Genomic DNA, 19,211 nt, shown 5'->3' on the forward strand with positions numbered 1-19,211 from the left:
TGCGCCGCCCGCAAAGCCTGTCTTGTCGTGTCAGGCTGGCCGGCATGTCGGCTGCCTCGCCGGCACCTGACCCGGCCAGTCGATCGGCATGAACAGGGCCGTCTTGAAGAGAAGCGCGTGAGGCTGCGACGGCGCCGGCTGGTCGCTCGACAGCATTTTCGCGGCCACCTTGTCGACGTCGGCCGGATTGATGCCGATATCGTTGAGAAGATCGGGCGAGAGGCCCCGAAGCTCGTGCGCGGCATTTCTCTTGCGGCGGGCGCGGAGAAGGTGCTGGATGAATCTCATTCATTGCCTCCATGAATATTGATCAGCCTTGCCTTCTGGCTGTGCCGATCGACTGAGGCTAAGGTAGTTGGACTGGCGCGGTTATTCGAACGCGCAGAATGCATGACAGCCTGAATGAGATTCATGTGAGGCGCTATGGATGAGACGAGGCTCACGGCATTGCCGCCCCTGCACGCTTTGAGAAGCTTCCATGCGGCGGCCCAGTGCGGGCGCTTTCGTGACGCCGCGAGCGCTCTCGGGCTGACGGAATCGGCGATCAGCCATCAGGTGCGCAAGCTCGAGGATTATCTCGGGGTGCGGCTGTTCGAGAGGCGGGGCAATGCGGTCCAGCTCACGGCTGCCGGCGCAAGCTATTTTGAGGACATCGATCCGGCCTTCGCCGCCATCCGCCGGGCGACCGAGAGGCTTGCAGGGCCCGGTGGGCGCGTGACGCTCACCCTGCCGACCTCGCTTGTCACGATGTGGCTGATCCCACGGCTGATGGAGCTCGAGGCGGCGCTGCCGGAGATCAAGCTGCAGCTTGCGCCGTCCAACCGCATCATCGATTTGAAACGAGAACAGATCGATCTCGCCCTGCGGCACGGGAAGGGGAGCTGGCCCGGCATCGCCTCGGTGCATCTTTTCAACGAGCAGACATTTCCGGTCTGCAAGACCGGCCTTTTGCCGAAGAACGCCGATCCACAGGAGGCGCTGCGATCGGTCCGCCTCATCGTCAACGCCTTCCACAAGGAAGAATGGGTGGAATGGGCGCAGGCGCGTCAGATCGAGCCGCCCTCACTCGACAATGCGATGGTTTTCGACGGCACCGAACAAATCATCGAGGCGGTGGCGGGCGGCGTCGGGCTCGGCATTGGACGCCGGCCGATGATCGATCGCTGGATCGATGACGGCCGAGTGGAGGCGCCTTTCGGCACGGCCGATGAAAGCGGCTACGCCTATTATCTCGCCTGGCGCGACGATACCGAGCTCAGCGTCCCAGCGCGCCAGGTGGCACGCTGGTTCGTTGCGGCCTGCAAGGGCGCGAAGGCCGCTGAGGCGATGTTCAAGCCGGCCGCCGCTTAGCGGACGATCGGCCGGCAGGAATTCTCCAGGAACTTGCGTTCCGCATCGGTGTAGTGCGGCCAGAAGGAGAGGCTTGCCCGCACCCGCGCGTGATAGAGATCGAGCCAGGCGATCTCGGCGGCCGTCAGAAGTGCTGGCGAGATCAGGCGGCGGTCGATCGGCGCGAACGAAATCGTCTCAAAAGAGAGCATCGGCCTGTCGCCGCCGACCGGAACTTTTGGCTCGCGCACCACGATCAGGTTTTCGATGCGGATGCCGAAATCGCCCGGGCGATAATAGCCCGGCTCGTTGGAGACGATCATGCCCGGTTCCAGCGCCACATGGCCGCTCTTGGCGATGCGCTGCGGGCCCTCATGGACGGCGAGGAAGGAGCCGATGCCATGGCCGGTGCCGTGATCGAAGTCGAGACCAGCCTGCCAGAGAGGCGTGCGTGCCAGGACGTCGAGCTGGGCGCCTGAGGTGTCCTTCGGAAAGTTCGCCATGGCAAGCGCGATATGGCCCTTGAGGACGCGCGTGAAGCGGTCGCGATAGAGTGTCAGGCGATCGGATGACGCTTCGCCCACGAGCACGGTGCGGGTGATGTCGGTCGTGCCGTCGCGATACTGGGCGCCGGAATCGATGAGGTAGAGCTCTCCCGCCTCAAGCGTGCGGTTGCTCTTTTCAGTCACGCGGTAATGGTTCATCGCCGCGTTCGGTCCAGTCGAGGAGATGGAATCGAACGACACGTCTTCGAGCTTGGAGCCGTCGAGCTCCGCCGTTTCGGTGCGGATCTCTTCGAGCTTCTTCGCCGCGTCGATCTCGCTCACGCTGCCGGCCGGCTGAAGATCGAGCCAGGCGAGGAAGCGGGTGACGGCGACGCCGTCGCGGATATGGGCGGCGCGGCTGCCGGCGATTTCGGCGGCGTTCTTGCGGGCCTTGGGAAGCGCGATCGGGTCGGAGGCTTCGACGATCTCGGCGCCGCCTTCCTCGACGAGCAGCGCGACGGCTTCGGCCGAGCCGGCCGCGTCGTAAAGAACCTTCGTGCCCTTGCCGAGGGCGCGCAGGGCGTCGGCGAATTCGCCCGGCTCGTGCAGGCCGGCGAGATCTGCCAGCGCGTCACGCACGGCATTGGAAAGCTTGCGCCCGTCGATGAAGAGATCCGGCGCTTTGTCCTGGTGGACGATCGCGAAGGAAAGCGCGAGCGGCGTGTGCGGAACGTCGCTGCCGCGAATGTTGAACAGCCAGGCGATCGATGAGGGATCGGTCAGGACGACCGCCTGGGCTCGGCGCTTGGCAAGCGCTTCCTTCTGCTCGGCGATCTTTTCCGCGGCGCTGCGTCCGGCGAGCTCGTCGGGGTGCAGACGGACGGCGCCCGTCGGCGTGTCGGGACGATCTCTCCAGGCGAGATCGATCGGATTCTCCGAGAGGGCGACGAGTTCGGCGCCGGCGTTTTCGAGCTTCGCCGCCATCGAGCGGCGCTGGCTTCGCGTCGTGAGCCAGGGATCGAAGCCGATGCGGTCGCCTTCCTTGATCTTTTCGACGAGCCAGTCGGTCGGGCTCTTGTCGCCGATGAAGACGACCTCGAAGGCTGCCTTGTCGACCTGTGCGGCCGCCTGAACGGTGTAGCGGCCGTCGACGAAGAGCGCCGCCTCGTCAGCCAGCACGATGGCGGTGCCGGCCGATCCGGTGAAGCCGGTCAGCCAGGACAGCCGCTCGGCGGAGGGCGGCACATATTCGCTCTGGTGCTCGTCGGCCCGCGGAACGATGAAGCCCGCGAGATTCTGCTCTTTGAGAGCGGTGCGCAGCGCTGCCAACCGTTCAGCCGAATGGGTGGCGTCGCTCTTGTCGTCATAGGTTTGAAACATGGCTTTCCTTACCAGCGGGCGCCGTCACGCGCCACTCTCCGCAGAGCTGCGACAGGCGAGGGGCTGACATGCGGCTGACGGCATTTTCGATTGCCGCATCGAGGCGTATCTCACACCCGAAAGCGCAACCGGGACTTGTGCATCATGTCTCTCACCTTCGACCAGAGCGGTCATCTCGCACATCGGGCCAGACCAGCGCTGTGGCGGCGTATTCTGGATCGTCTGATGGCGGCACGGCTTGCCGAAGCGCAGCATGCGGTCAACGTCTGCCTTTCGAAGCTCGATGATGACGAGCTTGCACGTCTCGGTTATCGCCGAAGCGACCTTGCGGCGACGCGCGACCGCGCGTCGCGGTTCTGATTTTCGTTCCGAGCCATTCCTTCGGACTCGATCAGATGCGGTGAGACAGGACGAGCACGCTCCACTCGCCGAAGCGTCGATGTGTCTCCAGAGCAAAGCCCTGATTGCGGTAGGCCGCCATAACGCGTGAGGCCTGTGTGTTGAGAATGCCGGAGAGCACGATGACACCGTCGGCTTCGCTGGCGCGTCCCATTGCCGGCGCGAGCGCGATCAGAGGCGCGGCCAGAATATTGGCGACGATCAGATCGTAAGGCGCGCAGGCGGCGATCCTCGGATGGCCGAGCCCTGTGGCGGTCATCGTCTCGACGAGATGGCCGACGCCGTTGAGATGGGCGTTTTCAGCTGCGATCTCGACGGCGATCGGATCGATGTCGGAGGCGAGAACGGGTTCACGCAAGAGTTTCGCGAGCGCGATCGCCAGGAGCCCCGTGCCGGTGCCGACGTCGAGAGGCCGGTCGAAGCGGCGGACTTTCACCAGTTCGTCCAGCGTCTCCAGGCAGCCGAGCGTCGTTGCATGATGACCGGTGCCGAAGGCCTGGCCGGCATCGATCTCGATGCCGGTCCGCCCGGCCGGAACGGCGCCGCGATCATGGGCGCCATGAACGATGAAACGCCCGGCAGGGACGGGCGCGAGCCCTTTCAGGGATTGGGCGACCCAGTCGGTCTCCGGCAGGATTTCGATGTCGAACTTCGTCGCGTCGGCGCCGAGCGCGTCGCTCAACCTCGTTTGGAGGGGGCCGAGCTCGTCTCCTTCCAGATAGAGTTCGACCTGCCAGTTCGGACCGGCCTCGCTCAAGGCGACGACGCCGCCTTCCTCTTCAAACGCCGCGTCGAGCCGATCCGAGAGAAGCTCCGCTTCCTCCCGGCTGCCGGTGAAACTGATACGTGCCGTCATGTCTTGGCTTTGTCTGTCTCTCGCTGGACCTTGCGACGCACGGATTTTTCCGTCGTGCGGTCCTGGTTTTCTGTCTCGGGCGGCACCATCGCTAGGATGCGCCCGGCATTGGAGGCGGCACGCTCCTGCGCCTGTTCGGCGAAGAAGAGGCTGCCGTCGGCTGCGACATACAACAGAATCTCCAGATCGTCGCCGCGCTCGTTGCGATAATCCTCGAAGGTGTATTCCTTCGTAAGCGGGGTCGATTGGATCGTCCAGCCGCTCGACAGGCGCCGCTCGAGCTCCCAGTAGGACGCTCCGGACGCAAGCAGGGGCCGGCCGCCGACGGTGACGGCCATGTTCTTCTTGCTGCCGGAGTCTTCGTCGCGCTGACGTCCGATCTGAAAGACGTCGGTGCGGCCGAAATGCGGGCCGAAGTCCGTGCAGACGAGGGCGTTGTAGGCATCGTTGTCGGTCGCCGCGATGAGATAGTCGTAGCGGTTGAACTCGACGGAGAATTCCGCGGGCTCTGAGAGGATCTCGCCGTAATAGGTCGGCGTCTCCGTCTGCCGCAGAAGGCGCAGGCGCGACCAGTTGCGATCGGCCACCATCGTCGGGATCTTCATCTCCTTGAGACGGGCCGTCAGCGCCTTGGTGAAGTTCGATGCGCCGACGACGAGGATTCCCGAGCGCCTGTCTGCTGCAAGACCCAGGTGGCGCGCCACCCAGGGGAGTGTGAAGCCGTGGACGACGACGGTGACGAAGACGAGGGCGAAGGTGATCGGCACCATTAGCGGGCCATCGTCGATGCCGATCGCCGCAAGCTCCGTTCCGAACAGACCCGCGACCGCCACCGCCACGATACCGCGCGGGGCGATCCAGCCGACGAGAAGCCGCTCGGAAAGCTTGAGCCCGCTGCCGATCGTCGCCACGAGCACGGAGAGCGGCCGGACGACGAGAAGCAGAACGACGATGAAGGCGGCGAGGCGCCAGTTGAGCGCGGTGAGATCCGCCCAGGTGAGCGTTGCCGTGAGCAGCACGAAGACGCCCGAGACGAGGAGGACGGTCATCGTCTCCTTGAAGCGCTTCAGTTCGTCGAGGCTTGCAATGCGGGAATTGCCGAGCGTGATGCCGAGCACCGTCACCGCGACGAGGCCGGCTTCGGCCACCAGAAGGTCGGTTGCGGCATAGGCGACGAGAACGGCCGCCAGGATGAGCGGGACTTTCAGGTATTCCGGCACCCAGCCGCGGGAGAAGACGGTGACGAGAACGCGGCCGAGAAGATAAGCGCCGGCCAGCGCCACGACGGCCGCCGCGCCGATCGACATGGCGAATTCGGCGAAAGCCTGCTCGTGATGGTTGATGAGAATGACTTCGAAGGCCAGGACCGCAAACAGGGCGCCGATCGGATCGTTGATGATGGCTTCCCAGCGCAGAAGGGATGCTGGCCGCTGGGCAAGCCGGGCCTGGCGCAGCAGCGGCATGATGACGGTCGGACCCGTGACCACGAAGAGGCCGGACAGAACCGTTGCCGTCGGCCAGCTGAGATCGCCTACGAAATGGGCGGCGAGTGTGCCCAGCAGGAACGCCAGCGGGCCGCCGACCAGCACGAGCCGCCGCACCCCCATCGAGGTTTCGCGGATTTCGTGGAAATGCAGCGTCAGGCCGCCTTCGAAAAGAATGATGGCGACGGCGACCGCGATGATCGGGCGCAGGAAATCGCCGAAATCCGATTCCGGATCGATGAGGCCGAGGCCCGGGCCGATCAGAAGGCCCGCGAGCGACAGGACGACGATCGCCGGCAGGCTGAAACGCCAGGAGAACCATTGGGCGGCAATGCCGGTGGCGCCGATCAGCGCAATCTCGGTGATAATGTCGTGCATGGACCCGGCTCTGCGCTGAAAGAGCGGGATTAAAGAGCAGCTGCGGCTGCTTTCAAGCGCCGTTTGCGCAACTTTCGTCGAAAGTCACTCGCGCAGAGGGTGTCCGGGCAGCGTGAGCCAGCCTACTCAGGTCGCCTCGACAAAACTGTCGACCACGCGCTTGCGGCCGGATTTTTCGAAGTCGATCGTGAGCTTGTTGCCGTCGATCGTGTGGATGGTGCCGTAGCCGAATTTCTGGTGGAAGACGCGCTCGCCGACCGAATAGCGGCTCTTGCCGCCGATCACCGACTTCGCAACGAGCTCTCCTTCGAGTGTCGTCGGGCCGCGGCCGGTGCGGTTTCTCGGATCGGCGCGATCGCGGTTCGACTTGGCGCGCTGCCATCCCGGCGTCCGATAGGCGGAATCGAAAGGCTCCATCCGCTCGAAGCGTGAGCCGCCATAGCCGCCCGACCCATAATGACCGGCGCCGCCATAGCCGCCGTAGCTTGCGGGCTCGGCCACTTCGACGTGGTCTTCCGGCAGATCGTCGATGAAGCGCGAGGGCAGGGTGGACTGCCACAGGCCATGCACGCGGCGATTGCCGACGAACCAGATGGTGGCGTGGCGGCGGGCGCGCGTGAGGCCGACATAGGCGAGGCGGCGTTCCTCTTCGAGGCCGGCCTTGCCGCTCTCGTCGAGGGCGCGCTGGTGCGGGAAGAGGCCTTCCTCCCAGCCGGGCAGATAGACGACGTCGAATTCGAGCCCTTTGGCCGAATGCAGCGTCATGATGGAGACGGCTTCTTCCGTCTCGCCACCCTCGGTGTCCATGACGAGCGAGACATGTTCCAGGAAGCCGCCGAGGGAATCGTATTCACCGAGATTGTTGACGAGTTCCTTGAGGTTTTCGAGCCGGCCCGGAGCCTCCGGCGAACGGTCGCGCTGCCACATTTCGATGTAGCCGGATTCCTCCAGGATGATTTCGGCGAGTTCCGGATGCGGCGTGTGCTCCAGCATTTCCGACCAGCGCGCGAAATTTCGAACGAGATCGCCGAGAGCCTGGCGCTGGCGCGGCTTGATCTCCTCGGTCGCCGCGAGCTCTCCGGCCGCCGCGAGAAGAGGGATGTCGCGGCTGCGTGCATGAGAGTGGATGAGCTGGATGGTGGCCGCACCCAGGCCGCGCTTCGGCGTGTTGACGATGCGCTCGAAGGCGAGCCCGTCGGCCGGATTTTGCGTGACGCGCAGATAGGCGAGCGCATCGCGGATCTCCATGCGCTCGAAGAAGCGCGGGCCGCCTATGACACGATAGGGCAGGCCGAGCGTGACGAAGCGGTCTTCGAATTCGCGCATCTGGAAGGATGCCCGCACCAGGATCGCGATCTCATTGAGAGAGATGCCCTGGCGTTGTTTCCTTTCGATGTCTTCGCCGATCGAGCGGGCCTCTTCTGAGGAATCCCAGCCGGAGGCGACCATGACCGGCGCGCCCATCTCGTCGGTTGCTGGAAACAGCGTCTTGCCGAGACGGCTCTCGTTCTGGGCGATGAGGCATGACGCGGCGGCGAGGATATGGCCCGTCGAACGGTAATTGCGCTCCAGGCGGATCACCTTGGCGCCGGGGAAATCGTGATCGAAGCGCAGGATGTTGGCGACTTCGGCGCCGCGCCAGCCATAAATCGACTGATCGTCGTCACCCACGCAGCAGATATTGGCGCGCTCGCCTTCCGGACGCTGGGCGAGGAGGCGCAGCCAGAGATATTGTGCGACGTTGGTATCCTGATACTCGTCGACGAGAATGTAGCGAAAGCGCTGCTGGAAGCTTTCGAGCACATCGGGATGTTCGCGGAAGAGCCGCACGCACTCCGTCAGAAGATCGCCGAAATCGACTGCATTCAGCGTCTTCAGACGCTCCTGATAGGCGGTGTAGAGTTCGCGCCCGCGTCCGTTGCCAAAAGCGTAAGCGTCGGAATCCGGAATCTTGTCAGGCGACAAGCCGCGGTTCTTCCAGCCATCGATGAGGTTGGCGAGCTGGCGCGCGGGCCAGCGCTTGTCGTCGAGACCCGCGGCCTGGATCACCTGCTTCATCAGCCGGATCTGATCGTCGGTATCGAGGATGGTGAAATCGGAGCGCAGGCCGACGAGTTCGCCGTGGCGGCGCAGGATCTTGACGCCGATCGAGTGAAAGGTGCCGAGCCACGGCATGCCTTCCGTCTGTTCGCCGCCGATCAAGGCGCCGATCCGCACCTTCATCTCGCGCGCGGCCTTGTTGGTGAAGGTGACCGCGAGGATCTGCGAGGGAAAGGCGCGGCGTGAGGCGAGGATGTGCGCGATGCGCGTCGTCAGAACCCGGGTCTTGCCTGTGCCGGCGCCGGCGAGCACGAGAAGCGCGCCTTCCGTCGTCTCCACCGCATCGCGTTGCTCGGGATTGAGGCCTTGCAGGTAGCGCGCCGGAGCGGAGACCTGCGCCGCCTGGGCGCGGGCCGCGATTCCGCCCGGCCGCGGCGCGGGCGTCTGCGGGTCGAACAAGGGATCGTCGTGTCGGTCGGTGTTTGAATGGGTCATCAGGTTTCGATTCGCTTAAGCCCAAGATAGGGCAACGATCCCTGTCTTGCGAGGCGATGGCCTGGCTGCGGGATTGTACTGTTGTTCTTGTCTCGTTCTCTGCGTCTGCCGACCAAGTCGCAAGGGGGCTGTGCAAAAAAATGCGTGTTGCTTGCCTCAACTCTTGCTCATGATCGAACCGTGAGGATGGGGCCGACGAAACTTCCGGGCTTCTTCGTCGGCCCACCTCCTGCGAGGTTGAGGGCTTGGGGGGAAAGACATGCCTGTGGAACTTGAAGGGGGATGCTCCTGCAAGGAGGTGCGTTACCGGCTGACATCGCGGCCGATGTTCGTGCATTGCTGTCATTGCCGGGACTGCCAGCGGGAGACGGGCAGCGCTTTCGTCCTCAACGCGCTCATCGAGCGCGATCGGATCGAGCTTTTCAAGGCAGAGCCGGTCGTCGTGACGCTGCCGACGGCGAGCGGGCTTCCTCATGACGTCTATCGCTGCCCGAACTGCCAGATTGCGCTCTGGAGCGATTACGGACGCCGCGGAATCTTGAGCTTCCTGCGGGTCGGAACGCTCGATAATCCGCATGTGCTCGTGCCGGACGTTCACATCTACACGCGCTCGAAGGTCCCGTGGCTCGAATTGCCGGCGGATGTCCCGGCGTTTGAGGAATATTACGATCTCGAGGAGGTGTGGCCGACCGCCAGCCTGGCGCGCCGAGATGCGCTTCTCAAGACAGCCTAGCGAACTGATCTGCCTTCCTCTGCATTGGGGTTGAGAAACCCAAGAGCGGAGACATCGCATGGCAACGCACGATCTCGATCTCAGCGTCGCAGTCGAATCCTATGATTTTGAACCTTCGAGCGGCATTCCCAACAGCAAGCTGCCGACGCTCGTCTATCGTGGCGGTCTCGACGAGCCGGTCCGTATGGCCGGGGCGGCCGACACGATCCTGAAGCGGAATATGTGGCAGGGCGTTTGGGTCTGGTCGATCTATCCGTTCTGGCATTTCCACACCAAGGGCCATGAAGTGCTGGCGTGCGTGTGCGGCTCGGCACGCGTCGGGCTTGGCGGCGATGACGGTATCGAAACCGATCTCAATGCGGGCGACGTGGTCGTCATTCCCGCTGGCGTCGGCCACAAAAGACTGTCGGCAACGGAGGATTTTTCGGTCGTCGGCGCTTATCCGCCGGGTCAGGAGGGCGACATCAGCAAGCCCGAAGAGATCGATTTTGAGGACGCCAGGAAGAAGGCCGCAAGCGTGCCGCTTCCCGACACCGATCCGATCTATGGGCGGGAAGGTCCGCTCTTTCAGTATTGGAAAGCCGGTGCAGCGGAGATGGGCAAAGACGCCCCTGCGGAGCACGAAGAGTCTGCTGAAGGCGAAGAGGTGAGTGAGCCCTCTGAAATGCATGAGGAGACGAGGGCCACCGACAAGTCCGAGGCGACCGGCGAGAAATAGAACGAAGCTTGAGCGTCAGCCGCAACGCTCCGCAAAAACACCGCGCTCCCAAAAAAATGCCGCCCGCAGAGTGCGGACGGCATCTTTCGAACCCGAAGAGGGTTTTGGTTTAGTTCGACTGAGCCGGCTCGCCGGTCGCCGGGGCACCGCCGGTGCTGGTACCCATGCCGCCGCTCTCAGTCTGCGACTGCTGGGCCGCGGCATCAGCCTGCGCCTTCTGGTCGTCGAGGTCGACGAAGTCCGGAGCGGCTTCAAGCGCCTCCTTCGAGCCGTCGATCACGAGGTGCAGGTCGCCATCTTCATCGGTCTGCACGTCGATTTCACCGAACTTGACGGCGACATCTTTCTCACCGATGCCGAGGAAGCCGCCGACGCCGATGATCGCGCCGTCAACTCCGCCGTCCTTCGTGAAGAGGAGGTCGTTGATGTCGCCGACCGCCTCGTCGCTCTGATTGTAGACGGTCTGGCCGATATAGCTGCTTGCCTGGATCTGGTCTTCGCTCTGCTCGGTCAGGAAGACGGAGGAATCCATCGGCTTCGCAGGAGCTTCAGCGGTCTCGCCGGCAGGGGCGCTCATGCTGTCGTTCGGCTGCGCTTCCATCTCGCCAGCAGGCGCCTTGTCCTGGCTTGCCGGCTGTTCCGCCATCGGCTGGTTGGTGGTGTCGGTGTCATTCGACTGCGCCATCGCGCCGGTCGCCATCATTGCCGAGATGGCCGTCGTTGCCAAAAGCTTCTTCAACATTCTCACTCTCCCTGTTGGGGGTTCGCCTGGGTGGCGGCTCGCCCCGTGTGTGTAGTGGGAGGGCAATGCCCTGGCGGCTGAAGGGTTCGTTCAAATAACGTTGCGAAAGGCTCGCAAAATGTGATCGCTTCGGACGGAACCGTTTCGGCACATGGTCAACGTTTTTCGGGCGCTTCCCCTTCCGCTCCGCCGTGCCGGGCATGGGAGGGAGAGGGATGTCTGGGTCTGCTCGGTTGGCTGATCGCTTTTGGGGGCGCGAACGAGGGCGCATGGGAGAAAGCCGGCGCGCAACCTTGACCTTGCGGCTTGCTTGGGTGCAGGAGACGAGGGCTTCCCGGTGCCCGCGACAGATTAACCTCTTGTTCTTCTCAGTGTGACGCTCCGTTCGGAAGCGGCACCCGAGATAGAAAGAAGCGAGATCGTGACCGACACTCCGGCCGAGGCGAAGCCGACAAATTCAGCGCCAGTTTCCGCGTCCGGTACGGAAGAAGAGAGCCAGGAACGCGTCTTGAGCGCTCCCGCATTGTGTGTGGTCGCGTTCTCAATCGGTGTGGTGGCTGCCGTTGGCGCAGTGCTTTTTCGCTACATGATCGCCTTCGTCCACAATCTGGCTTTCAACGGGCGTATTAGCTTCTTTTATGACGCCAACCATTTCGAGGCGGCGAGCGTCTGGGGCCCGTTCATTATTCTCGCGCCCGTCATCGGCGGCCTCGTCGTCGTCTTTCTGGTGAAGACGTTTGCGCCGGAGGCCAAGGGTCACGGCGTTCCGGAAGTGATGTACGCCGTCTACCACAACAACGGGAATGTGCGCGGCGTCGTGGCGATCGTGAAATCGATCGCTTCCGCCATCTCCATCGGCAGTGGAGCTTCGGTCGGCCGCGAAGGGCCGATCATCCAGATCGGTGCGTCCTTTGGCTCGACGATTGCGCGGACGTTGAAGCTGCCGCGCTGGCAGAAGATCACGATGCTTGCCGCCGGCGCCGGTGCCGGCATCGCGGCCACGTTCAACACGCCTCTCGGCGGCGTGCTGTTTGCGGTCGAACTCCTGCTGCCGGAGGTGAGCGGGCGCACCTTTCTGCCGGTCGTCGTGGCGACGGCGACGGCAACCTATATCGGCCGTATCGCGCTTGGCCTCGATCCGGCATTCTTCGTGCCGCTTTCGGCCGTCGATCCCCAGCACGCGATCAATCTCGCCGAACTCGTCGGCTTTGCCGTTCTCGGTCTCCTTGCGGGCGTCGCCTCCTGGGCGTTCATCCGCTTCCTCGCCTTCTGCGAGGATTTCTTTCCGAAGCTGCCGGGCAACGATTACACGCGCAACATCATCGGCATGACGCTGATCGGGTTGCTCGCCTACGGCTTTTTCGTCACGACGGGGCAGTACCATACGGCCGGCGTCGGCTATGCCACGATCCAGTCGATCGTGAGCGAGAGCAATTACAGCTACACACTCTTCCTTCTCGTCGCCCTGTTGATCGGCAAGCTGGTGGCGACGAGCGTCAGCCTCGGCGCGGGCGCCTCCGGCGGCGTCTTTTCTCCGTCTCTCTTCATCGGTGCGACGCTCGGCGGCGCCGTCGGCGCGCTCGGGGCTTGGCTCTTCCCGGGCGAGGGCTTCAACATGGCGGAGTTTGCCGTCGTCGGCATGGGCGCGCTCGTGGGCGGTGCGACCGGGGCCTCGATGACGGCGATTGTCATGATCTTCGAAATGACGCGCGACTATAATGTCATCGTCCCGCTGGTCCTGGCGGTGGCGCTGTCGGTCGGCGTGCGGCGCTGGTTCATTGCGGCCGACATTTACACCATCAAGCTGCGCAATCGCGGCCGTCCGATCCCGTCGGTGCGCCACACGAACATGTATCTGGTGCAGCAGGCGCGAGATCTGATGAACCGCAATTTCGTCGTGCTGCCTGCGGCGACCAGCGTGCGGGATGCGATCAAGCTCGTCGGCGAGGAGGGGCAGCGCAGGCATGTCGTCGTGAGCGAAGATGGCCGGATCGTCGGGTATGCCCGCTTCGGCTCGGTTCTCTATGCGCCGTCGATCCGAGCCGATCAGACGCTCGCCGACATCATCTCCGACGATTTCGTCGTCGCGCCGGAAAACAACATTCTCAATTCCATCATCACGCGCATGAACCGGCGGGCACGCTCCTTCGCGATCGTCGTGCGGGCGGGCGTGGTGGTGCCGCGTCCGGAGGATGTCGTCGGTATCATCGATTCTCCGGAGATCGCCGGGGCGGTCATCCGCAACCACTATTCCTGATCGCCTGACAAATTGATTCAGCCCTCGATCCCAGGGGGCTGATCCATCAGCGTTTATCGAGAGTGATCGTGGCGCCCGCGCTTTCCGGCCAGGGGAGTTTTCGGTGGGCCTCGAAGGTCGCGTCGATCTTTGCCCGAATGTCCGGCGGGAAAGCGGCCGCCCGCCGTGCGGTCATATCCACATGCAGATGCAGGTGCTCCGACTTGGCGGCCACAAAGCCCTCGTCCGCATCACGGAGTTCCATGTAACTGCGCACCCGCTTGTCGTCGGCGGAGAGGAGCTGCCAGGTCGCGGCAACTTTCGCGCCGGCTTTCAGTTCGCGCAGATAGCGCACATGCATTTCGACCGCGAAGAAGGAAGCGTCATGGGCCCGCCGGTAATCGGGGCCGAGGCCGAGAGCTTCGAAGGCTTCGTCGATGCCGCGATCGAAAAGCAGGACGTAATACGCGACATTCATATGGCCGTTGTAATCGATCCAGGCGTTCTCGACGGTCTGTGTCGTCGCCTGGAACGGAGCCTCAATTGTCCTGGACATAAGCCACCTTTTTTCGCATTGCAGGGGATAGTCGCGCCGCCCGAGAGCCAGCGCGGCGACTTGTTATGCTTTCAACAAGCTTGAGGATTTGCTCCGGCATCGGGAGCCGAATATGGCCATCGCAGACGCGCTTTCTCGCAACGAAGACGGTATTGCTACCGCGCTTGGTATTCTCGCACAGCGTTTCGGGGAGCGCTTTTCCACCTCCGCCGCGGTTCGTGAGCAGCACGGCCACACCACGACGTGGATCACCAATCAGCCCCCCGACGGCGTGGTCTTCGTGCATTCCGCCGAAGAAGTCGCCGAAGTGGTGCGCGTCTGCGCCGAGCATCATGTGCCGATCATCCCGTTCGGCACCGGATCGTCTCTCGAAGGCCATCTCAACGCGCCGGCGGGCGGCGTCTCGATCGACCTCTCCGCGATGAACCGAATCCTTGCCGTGCATCCCGAAGATCTCGACTGCGTCGTCGAGCCGGGCGTCACGCGCAAGCAGCTGAACGAGCATCTGCGCGATACCGGGCTTTTCTTCCCGATCGATCCGGGGGCGGATGCGAGCCTCGGCGGCATGGCCTCGACGCGCGCTTCCGGCACCAATGCGGTCCGCTACGGTACCATGAAGGACAATGTCCTCAACCTCACGGCGGTCATGCCGGATGGCGCGATCGTGCGCACGGCGCAGCGGGCCAAGAAAACCTCGGCTGGCTATGATCTGACCCGGCTTCTGGTGGGGGCGGAAGGCACGCTCGGCGTCATCACCGAATTGACGTTGCGGCTGCAGGGAATCCCCGAGGCGATCTCGGCCGGCGTGTGCAGCTTCCCGGATGTGGAATCGGCCTGCAACACCGTCATCGCCACCATCCAAAGCGGTATCCCCATGGCGCGGATCGAGCTCCTCGATACGCTGCAGATGCGCGCGTGCAACGCCTATTCCAAGCTCGATTACCCCGAGGCGCCGACGCTCTTCCTGGAATTCCACGGCACCACGGCCGGCGTGAAGGAGCAGGCGGAGCTCTTCGGCGACATCGCGGAGGAATTCGGCGGCGGCAATTTTTCCTGGACGACGCGCCAGGAGGACAGAGCCAGGCTCTGGCAGGCGCGACACGACGCCTATTGGGCGGCGATCTCGCTGCGTCCGGGGACGAGGGCCTTCGCAACGGATGCCTGCGTGCCGATTTCACGACTTGCCGATTGCGTGCGTGGAACGATGGACGACATCGCCGAACTCGGCCTCATCGCGCCCATCGTCGGCCATGTCGGCGACGGCAATTTCCATGTTTCGGCGCTGATCGACATGGACGATCCGGCGGAACTCGACAAGGCGCAGCAGCTTTCGGCGCGCATCAGCGCCCGAGCCATCGGGATGGACGGAACATGCACCGGTGAGCACGGGATCGGTCAGGGCAAGCGCGCCTATCTGGAGCAGGAACTCGGCCCCGCTCTCGATGTCATGCGTGCCGTCAAACGCGCGATCGATCCGCAGAACATCATGAATCCGGGTAAGATCATCCGTCTCTAGGCCGGATCGAGACCGTCGCGGAGGCGGGCGGAGAGGGAGAGTTGTTCTGGGAAGGCTTTATGTCGCGATAGGCCTCGCCATCATTGCGGTGCTCTTCACCGCACTGATCGGGCCGTATCTCGTTGATTGGAGCGCCTACCGGCAGGAGTTCGAGGAAAAGGCCTCGGCGAGCCTGGGCGTGCCGGTCAAGGTGCGTGGCGATGCCGACCTTTCAATCCTGCCCACGCCGACTTTGCGCCTCGCGGACGTGCGCATCGGACCTTCCGACGCGCCGATCCTGACGCTGGGACGCCTGCGCGCCAAGGTGGAGCTCACCGGTCTCCTCAAGGGCGAGATCAACATCATTTCGGTTCAGCTCGATCGGCCACACCTGTCGCTCGATGTCGCCGATCTCGCTCAGACGGGGGGACGGATGCGGATCGGGCGTTTCGGGCCCGAGCAGATCTCCCTCGACGAGATGGACATTCGCAACGGCGAGGTCGACCTCAGGGACAGCCGGCGCGGGGCCTCCTGGCGCATCGGCGAGATCAATGCGCTCATGCAGGCGCGCTCGCTCGAAGGGCCCGGGCATTTGCAGGGCGGCTTCCGGCTCGGTGGCGACGCCTATAGCATCGATGTCGGGGTCGGACGGCTGGCCGACGGCCGCATGCCTTTGAAAGCGAGCCTGACACCGGCAGCGAAACCTCTGGTGCTGATGGTCGCCGGCGATCTCGTCACGGAGGGCGAGGAGGGGCTCGCCTTGAAGGGCAGCTTCGATCTTTCCGGCCTCAAGCCGGACACGGAAACTGCGCCCGAGCAACCGCAATCGCCGCTCGCGCTTTTGCGGACGAAGGGCGAGTTCGAGCTCACCAGCGAAAAGCTCGTCTCGGAAGACTTCACCTTTGCCTACGGGCCGGAAGCGAACGCGGTTCAGGCGGCCGGTCATGGCGAACTCGCATTCGTGCCGGAACCGCGCTTCGCCATTGCGCTCGATGCGCGTCAGATCGACCTCGATCGTGCGCTCGGGGGCGGTGCAGGCAAACCGATCGCTATCGAGAAAGCGGCCGAAAGGCTCGTCGCGGGGCTTGCGGATCTGCCGAGGCCCTCGGTTCCCGGCACATTGACCCTCGATGCCCAGGGCGTCGTCGTCGGTGGCAGCGTCATTCAGGCGGTCGGGACCGATGTAAATCCGACGGAGAGCGGCTGGAGAGTGGACATCCTGTCCGCGGTGCTGCCGGGGGCAACCCGCATCGATGTGAGCGGCGACATCGATACGGCGACGCCGACTTTCCACGGCCACGGCCGGATCGCTTCGGAGCGTCCTGCGGCCTTTGCCGCCTGGTGGCGCGGCGATGCGGGGGAGGCGGTGCGCCTCGACCGGTTCCGGGTGGAGGCGGATCTCGATCTGTCGCAGCGCCGGCAGACGGCGCAGAATCTGGTCGCGGAGATCAACGACGGGACGATCGACGGGGCGATTTCCATGCGCCGTTTCGCGCGCACGGGAGAAACGTTTGCCGACGTGACGCTGAGCGCTGAGAATGTGGCACTCGAAGAGGCGGAGGCGGTCACGGGCCTTCTCGCCGGTGACGACCTGCGCAAGGGCAATTTTGCCCGTGTGGCGATGTCGCTTGCGGCGCAGAATCTTTCTGTGGGCGGGGCGGAGGCGGCCTCCGTCAATCTGGAAGGGGTTTTGACCGGCGACAGTCTGGATATTGCCACCTTGTCGATCGCCGATCTCGCCGGCGCAGATATCAATGCCTCGGGTCGGATCGAGAACTTCTTCGCGGCGCCGCGGGGCCGGCTTTCGGCCGATATCGTGGCTGAGAACCTTTCAGGCGCGGCGGCTTTCCTGCAGGGGCTTTTGCCGCAGAGCCCGCTTGCGGAACGTCTGGTCGCGCGCGCCGACGCGCTGTCGCCGGTCGATGCCAGTCTGGTCGCGACCGCGGAGACCGATGGAGCGCAGACGCTGGAGCTTTCCGGCAACTTTGCCGGAACGCGCCTGACGCTGACGGCCGATGGGCGTGGCGGCTTCAACGATCCGGATGAGCTTTCCGGGCAGGCCGATCTCCTCGTGCAATCGCAGGATTCGGCATCTCTGCTTGCACAGCTCGGCCTCGACGTCGTGCCGTTGCCCGGGAGTGGCCCGGCCCGGTTGAGCCTGAAAATGAATGGATCGGCCGGCGAGGGTGGCGATCTCGAGGCGAAGGGACGTATCGCCGGCATCGATTTCGGCTTCGACGGGCGCGGCGAGTTTGGTGGCGATACGCTTTCTCTTGCCGGTCCGCTGACGCTCTCGGCCGACGATGTCGATCCTGCCCTCCTTCTTGCCGGTGTGGCGCTGCCCGGGATCGGCGAAGGCCACGCTCTGGCGGCGAGCGGGCCGTTCAAGCTCTCGGGCGGTACGGCTGAGCTCGATCTCGAGAATGCGTCTTTCGATGGGCAGCCGGTCGGCGGTGTCCTGACCGCTCGAGCGGAGGGTGGTCTGGCGATCGGCGGCGATCTTCGTCTGCAGAACGTCTCTTTGCCATTTCTCCTGGCCGCGCCATTCGGGATCACGCCGGCCTATGTGGAGGGGACATGGCCGACCCAGGCTTTCGCCCCGGCTCTGCCCGGCGGGATTTCTCTCGATCTCGCCGTCAAGGCGCAGGAGGCGGCGACGGGGCTCGCAATGCCTCTGCGCAATCCGGCCTTCAAGCTTAGTTACGATGGGGGACGTCTGCGCCTCGATCAACTCACCGGCGCGTTTGCCGGCGGCGAGCTCAGCGGGGCTCTGTCGGCGGGTGGCGGCGAGGGCGCACAGCCCCTGACGTTGCAGCTGTCTCTCAAAGATGCGGTTCTCGCCGAGCTCGTCTGGCGCGAAGACGGCCGTCCGGTTGCCGCGGGGCGGCTTTCCTCGTCGCTCGAAGTGATGGGGCGTGGCCGGTCCTTCTCGGGGATGGTCTCCGCCTTGAACGGGAGCGGGTCCTTCACCCTGCGCGACGGTCTTCTGCGGTATCTGAACCCGCAGGCTTTCGGCTCGGTCATTCGCGCCGCCGATGCCGGACTGAAGCTTGAAAGCGAGCCGGTTGCGGCCGCGTTTTCCGGCCATCTCGATGCCGGGACGCTTTCCTTCGATGAGGCGACGGGCTCGTTCTCCATCACCTCCGGGACGGCGCGGTTGTCGACGCTGCAGGTGGAAGGGAGCGAAAGCGCGACCGTTCTCGGCAACGCTTCGATCGACTTGAACCGGATGCAGCTCGCCTCCGACTGGTCCTTGAAGGTCGATCCCGGCCAGGATGCGGTGACGGGCGCGCAGCCCGAAGTCGGGATTGTCTTTTCCGGGCCTCTTGCCGATCCGGGCCGTCATATCGACATCACGCCCTTCCTCGGTTTTCTGACGGTGCGCGCCTTCGAACAGGAGGTGGAACGGGTCGAGAAGCTTCAGGCGGAAATCCTCGAAGGCGAGCGGCTGCGGCGGCAGCTGAAGCGCCAGCGCGAAGAGGAACAGCGCCAGGAGCGCGAGAAGGCGGCCCAGGCTGCTGCAGAGAAGGAGGCCGCCGAGAAGGCGGCTGCAGAAAGGGCGGCGGAGGAGGCGGCTCAGCGAGCCGAAGAGGCGGCCGAGAAGACGGCTCCCGGCGTGCAGCAAGGTGGGCCGGACGCGGGCCGGCCCGACGCCCCATCAGGGGATGGAACGCAAGGGGATGGAACCCAAGATCGCCCGGAAAAGCCCGAAGCGCGAGGTTCGACGCCGCAGCCGCAGGGGTCAGAAACAGATCAGGAAACGTTTGGGCGTCGGCTCGGCCGCATTCTGGATGAGCCTGTTCCGAACGCCCCCACGGTGATCACACCGGAGCGTAGCGGCAGCGGCGCGCCGCTCGATCTCCTGCCGTCGCTGTCGGAATGAGC

General features: G+C 64.3%; 14 protein-coding genes. 7 read left to right on the plus strand and 7 right to left on the minus strand.

The window, feature by feature from the left end; translation table 11 throughout:
* Positions 1-30 precede the first annotated feature (30 nt).
* Positions 31-288, minus strand: a complete 258-nt coding sequence (locus ACK8CP_RS02845) for a DUF1127 domain-containing protein (RefSeq protein ID WP_414833288.1) — start codon at positions 286-288, stop codon at positions 31-33.
* A 135-nt stretch (positions 289-423) separates the two neighbouring features.
* Between ACK8CP_RS02845 and ACK8CP_RS02850 the strand changes: the two genes are divergently transcribed.
* On the plus strand, positions 424-1,350 hold the full coding sequence (locus tag ACK8CP_RS02850) for a LysR substrate-binding domain-containing protein (protein WP_414833289.1): 927 nt from the start codon (positions 424-426) through the stop codon (positions 1,348-1,350).
* Here the strand turns inward: ACK8CP_RS02850 and ACK8CP_RS02855 are convergent.
* Positions 1,347-3,194: an aminopeptidase P family protein gene (locus ACK8CP_RS02855; RefSeq protein WP_414833290.1), complete on the minus strand. Its 1,848-nt coding sequence runs from the start codon at positions 3,192-3,194 to the stop codon at positions 1,347-1,349. The two genes, ACK8CP_RS02850 and ACK8CP_RS02855, sit on opposite strands and share 4 nt — an antisense overlap.
* Positions 3,195-3,338: 144 nt before the next feature.
* On the opposite strand from ACK8CP_RS02855, the gene ACK8CP_RS02860 reads away from it, so the two are divergent.
* Positions 3,339-3,554: a hypothetical protein gene (locus ACK8CP_RS02860; protein WP_234628442.1), complete on the plus strand. Its 216-nt coding sequence runs from the start codon at positions 3,339-3,341 to the stop codon at positions 3,552-3,554.
* A 31-nt stretch (positions 3,555-3,585) separates the two neighbouring features.
* On the opposite strand, the gene ACK8CP_RS02865 is transcribed toward ACK8CP_RS02860, so the two are convergent.
* From ACK8CP_RS02865 to ACK8CP_RS02875, 3 genes are all read right to left on the minus strand, one after another.
* Positions 3,586-4,449 carry a 50S ribosomal protein L11 methyltransferase gene (locus tag ACK8CP_RS02865; protein WP_234628441.1) on the minus strand — a complete coding sequence of 288 codons (864 nt, stop codon included), beginning with the start codon at positions 4,447-4,449 and terminating at the stop codon, positions 3,586-3,588.
* The gene (locus tag ACK8CP_RS02870; protein ID WP_234628440.1) at positions 4,446-6,311 is read right to left on the minus strand and encodes a cation:proton antiporter; all 1,866 of its coding nucleotides are present in this window, start codon (positions 6,309-6,311) and stop codon (positions 4,446-4,448) included. The genes ACK8CP_RS02865 and ACK8CP_RS02870 overlap by 4 nt, the downstream gene beginning before the upstream one ends.
* Before the next feature lie 126 nt (positions 6,312-6,437).
* Entirely contained in the window at positions 6,438-8,846 is a 2,409-nt protein-coding gene (locus ACK8CP_RS02875; RefSeq protein WP_414833291.1) for an ATP-dependent helicase, read from the minus strand.
* Between the two features lie 259 nt (positions 8,847-9,105).
* On the opposite strand from ACK8CP_RS02875, the gene ACK8CP_RS02880 reads away from it, so the two are divergent.
* Both ACK8CP_RS02880 and ACK8CP_RS02885 read left to right on the plus strand, forming a co-directional pair.
* On the plus strand, positions 9,106-9,579 hold the full coding sequence (locus tag ACK8CP_RS02880) for a GFA family protein (RefSeq protein ID WP_414833292.1): 474 nt from the start codon (positions 9,106-9,108) through the stop codon (positions 9,577-9,579).
* A 58-nt stretch (positions 9,580-9,637) separates the two neighbouring features.
* Positions 9,638-10,297, plus strand: coding sequence for a cupin domain-containing protein (locus ACK8CP_RS02885; protein ID WP_414833293.1), 660 nt, complete (start codon positions 9,638-9,640; stop codon positions 10,295-10,297).
* Positions 10,298-10,406: 109 nt separating this feature from the next.
* Here the strand turns inward: ACK8CP_RS02885 and ACK8CP_RS02890 are convergent, their stop codons facing one another.
* Positions 10,407-11,039, minus strand: a complete 633-nt coding sequence (locus ACK8CP_RS02890; protein ID WP_414833294.1) for a PRC-barrel domain-containing protein — start codon at positions 11,037-11,039, stop codon at positions 10,407-10,409.
* A gap of 421 nt (positions 11,040-11,460) precedes the next feature.
* Between ACK8CP_RS02890 and ACK8CP_RS02895 the strand changes: the two genes are divergently transcribed.
* The gene (locus tag ACK8CP_RS02895; protein WP_414833295.1) at positions 11,461-13,296 is read left to right on the plus strand and encodes a chloride channel protein; all 1,836 of its coding nucleotides are present in this window, start codon (positions 11,461-11,463) and stop codon (positions 13,294-13,296) included.
* 46 nt (positions 13,297-13,342) lie between these two features.
* On the opposite strand, the gene ACK8CP_RS02900 is transcribed toward ACK8CP_RS02895, so the two are convergent.
* Positions 13,343-13,831, minus strand: a complete 489-nt coding sequence (locus tag ACK8CP_RS02900; RefSeq protein WP_414833296.1) for a thioesterase family protein — start codon at positions 13,829-13,831, stop codon at positions 13,343-13,345.
* A 112-nt stretch (positions 13,832-13,943) separates the two neighbouring features.
* Between ACK8CP_RS02900 and ACK8CP_RS02905 the strand changes: the two genes are divergently transcribed.
* Positions 13,944-15,347, plus strand: coding sequence for an FAD-binding oxidoreductase (locus ACK8CP_RS02905; RefSeq protein WP_414833297.1), 1,404 nt, complete (start codon positions 13,944-13,946; stop codon positions 15,345-15,347).
* Positions 15,348-15,435: 88 nt separating this feature from the next.
* Complete coding sequence (locus ACK8CP_RS02910) at positions 15,436-19,209, plus strand: AsmA family protein (RefSeq protein ID WP_414833298.1); 3,774 nt, start codon at positions 15,436-15,438, stop codon at positions 19,207-19,209.
* Positions 19,210-19,211 lie beyond the last annotated feature (2 nt).

It is taken from the genome of Afifella sp. YEN Y35 (genome assembly GCF_047553465.1).
Taxonomy (GTDB): Bacteria; Pseudomonadota; Alphaproteobacteria; order Rhizobiales; family Afifellaceae; genus Afifella; species Afifella aestuarii.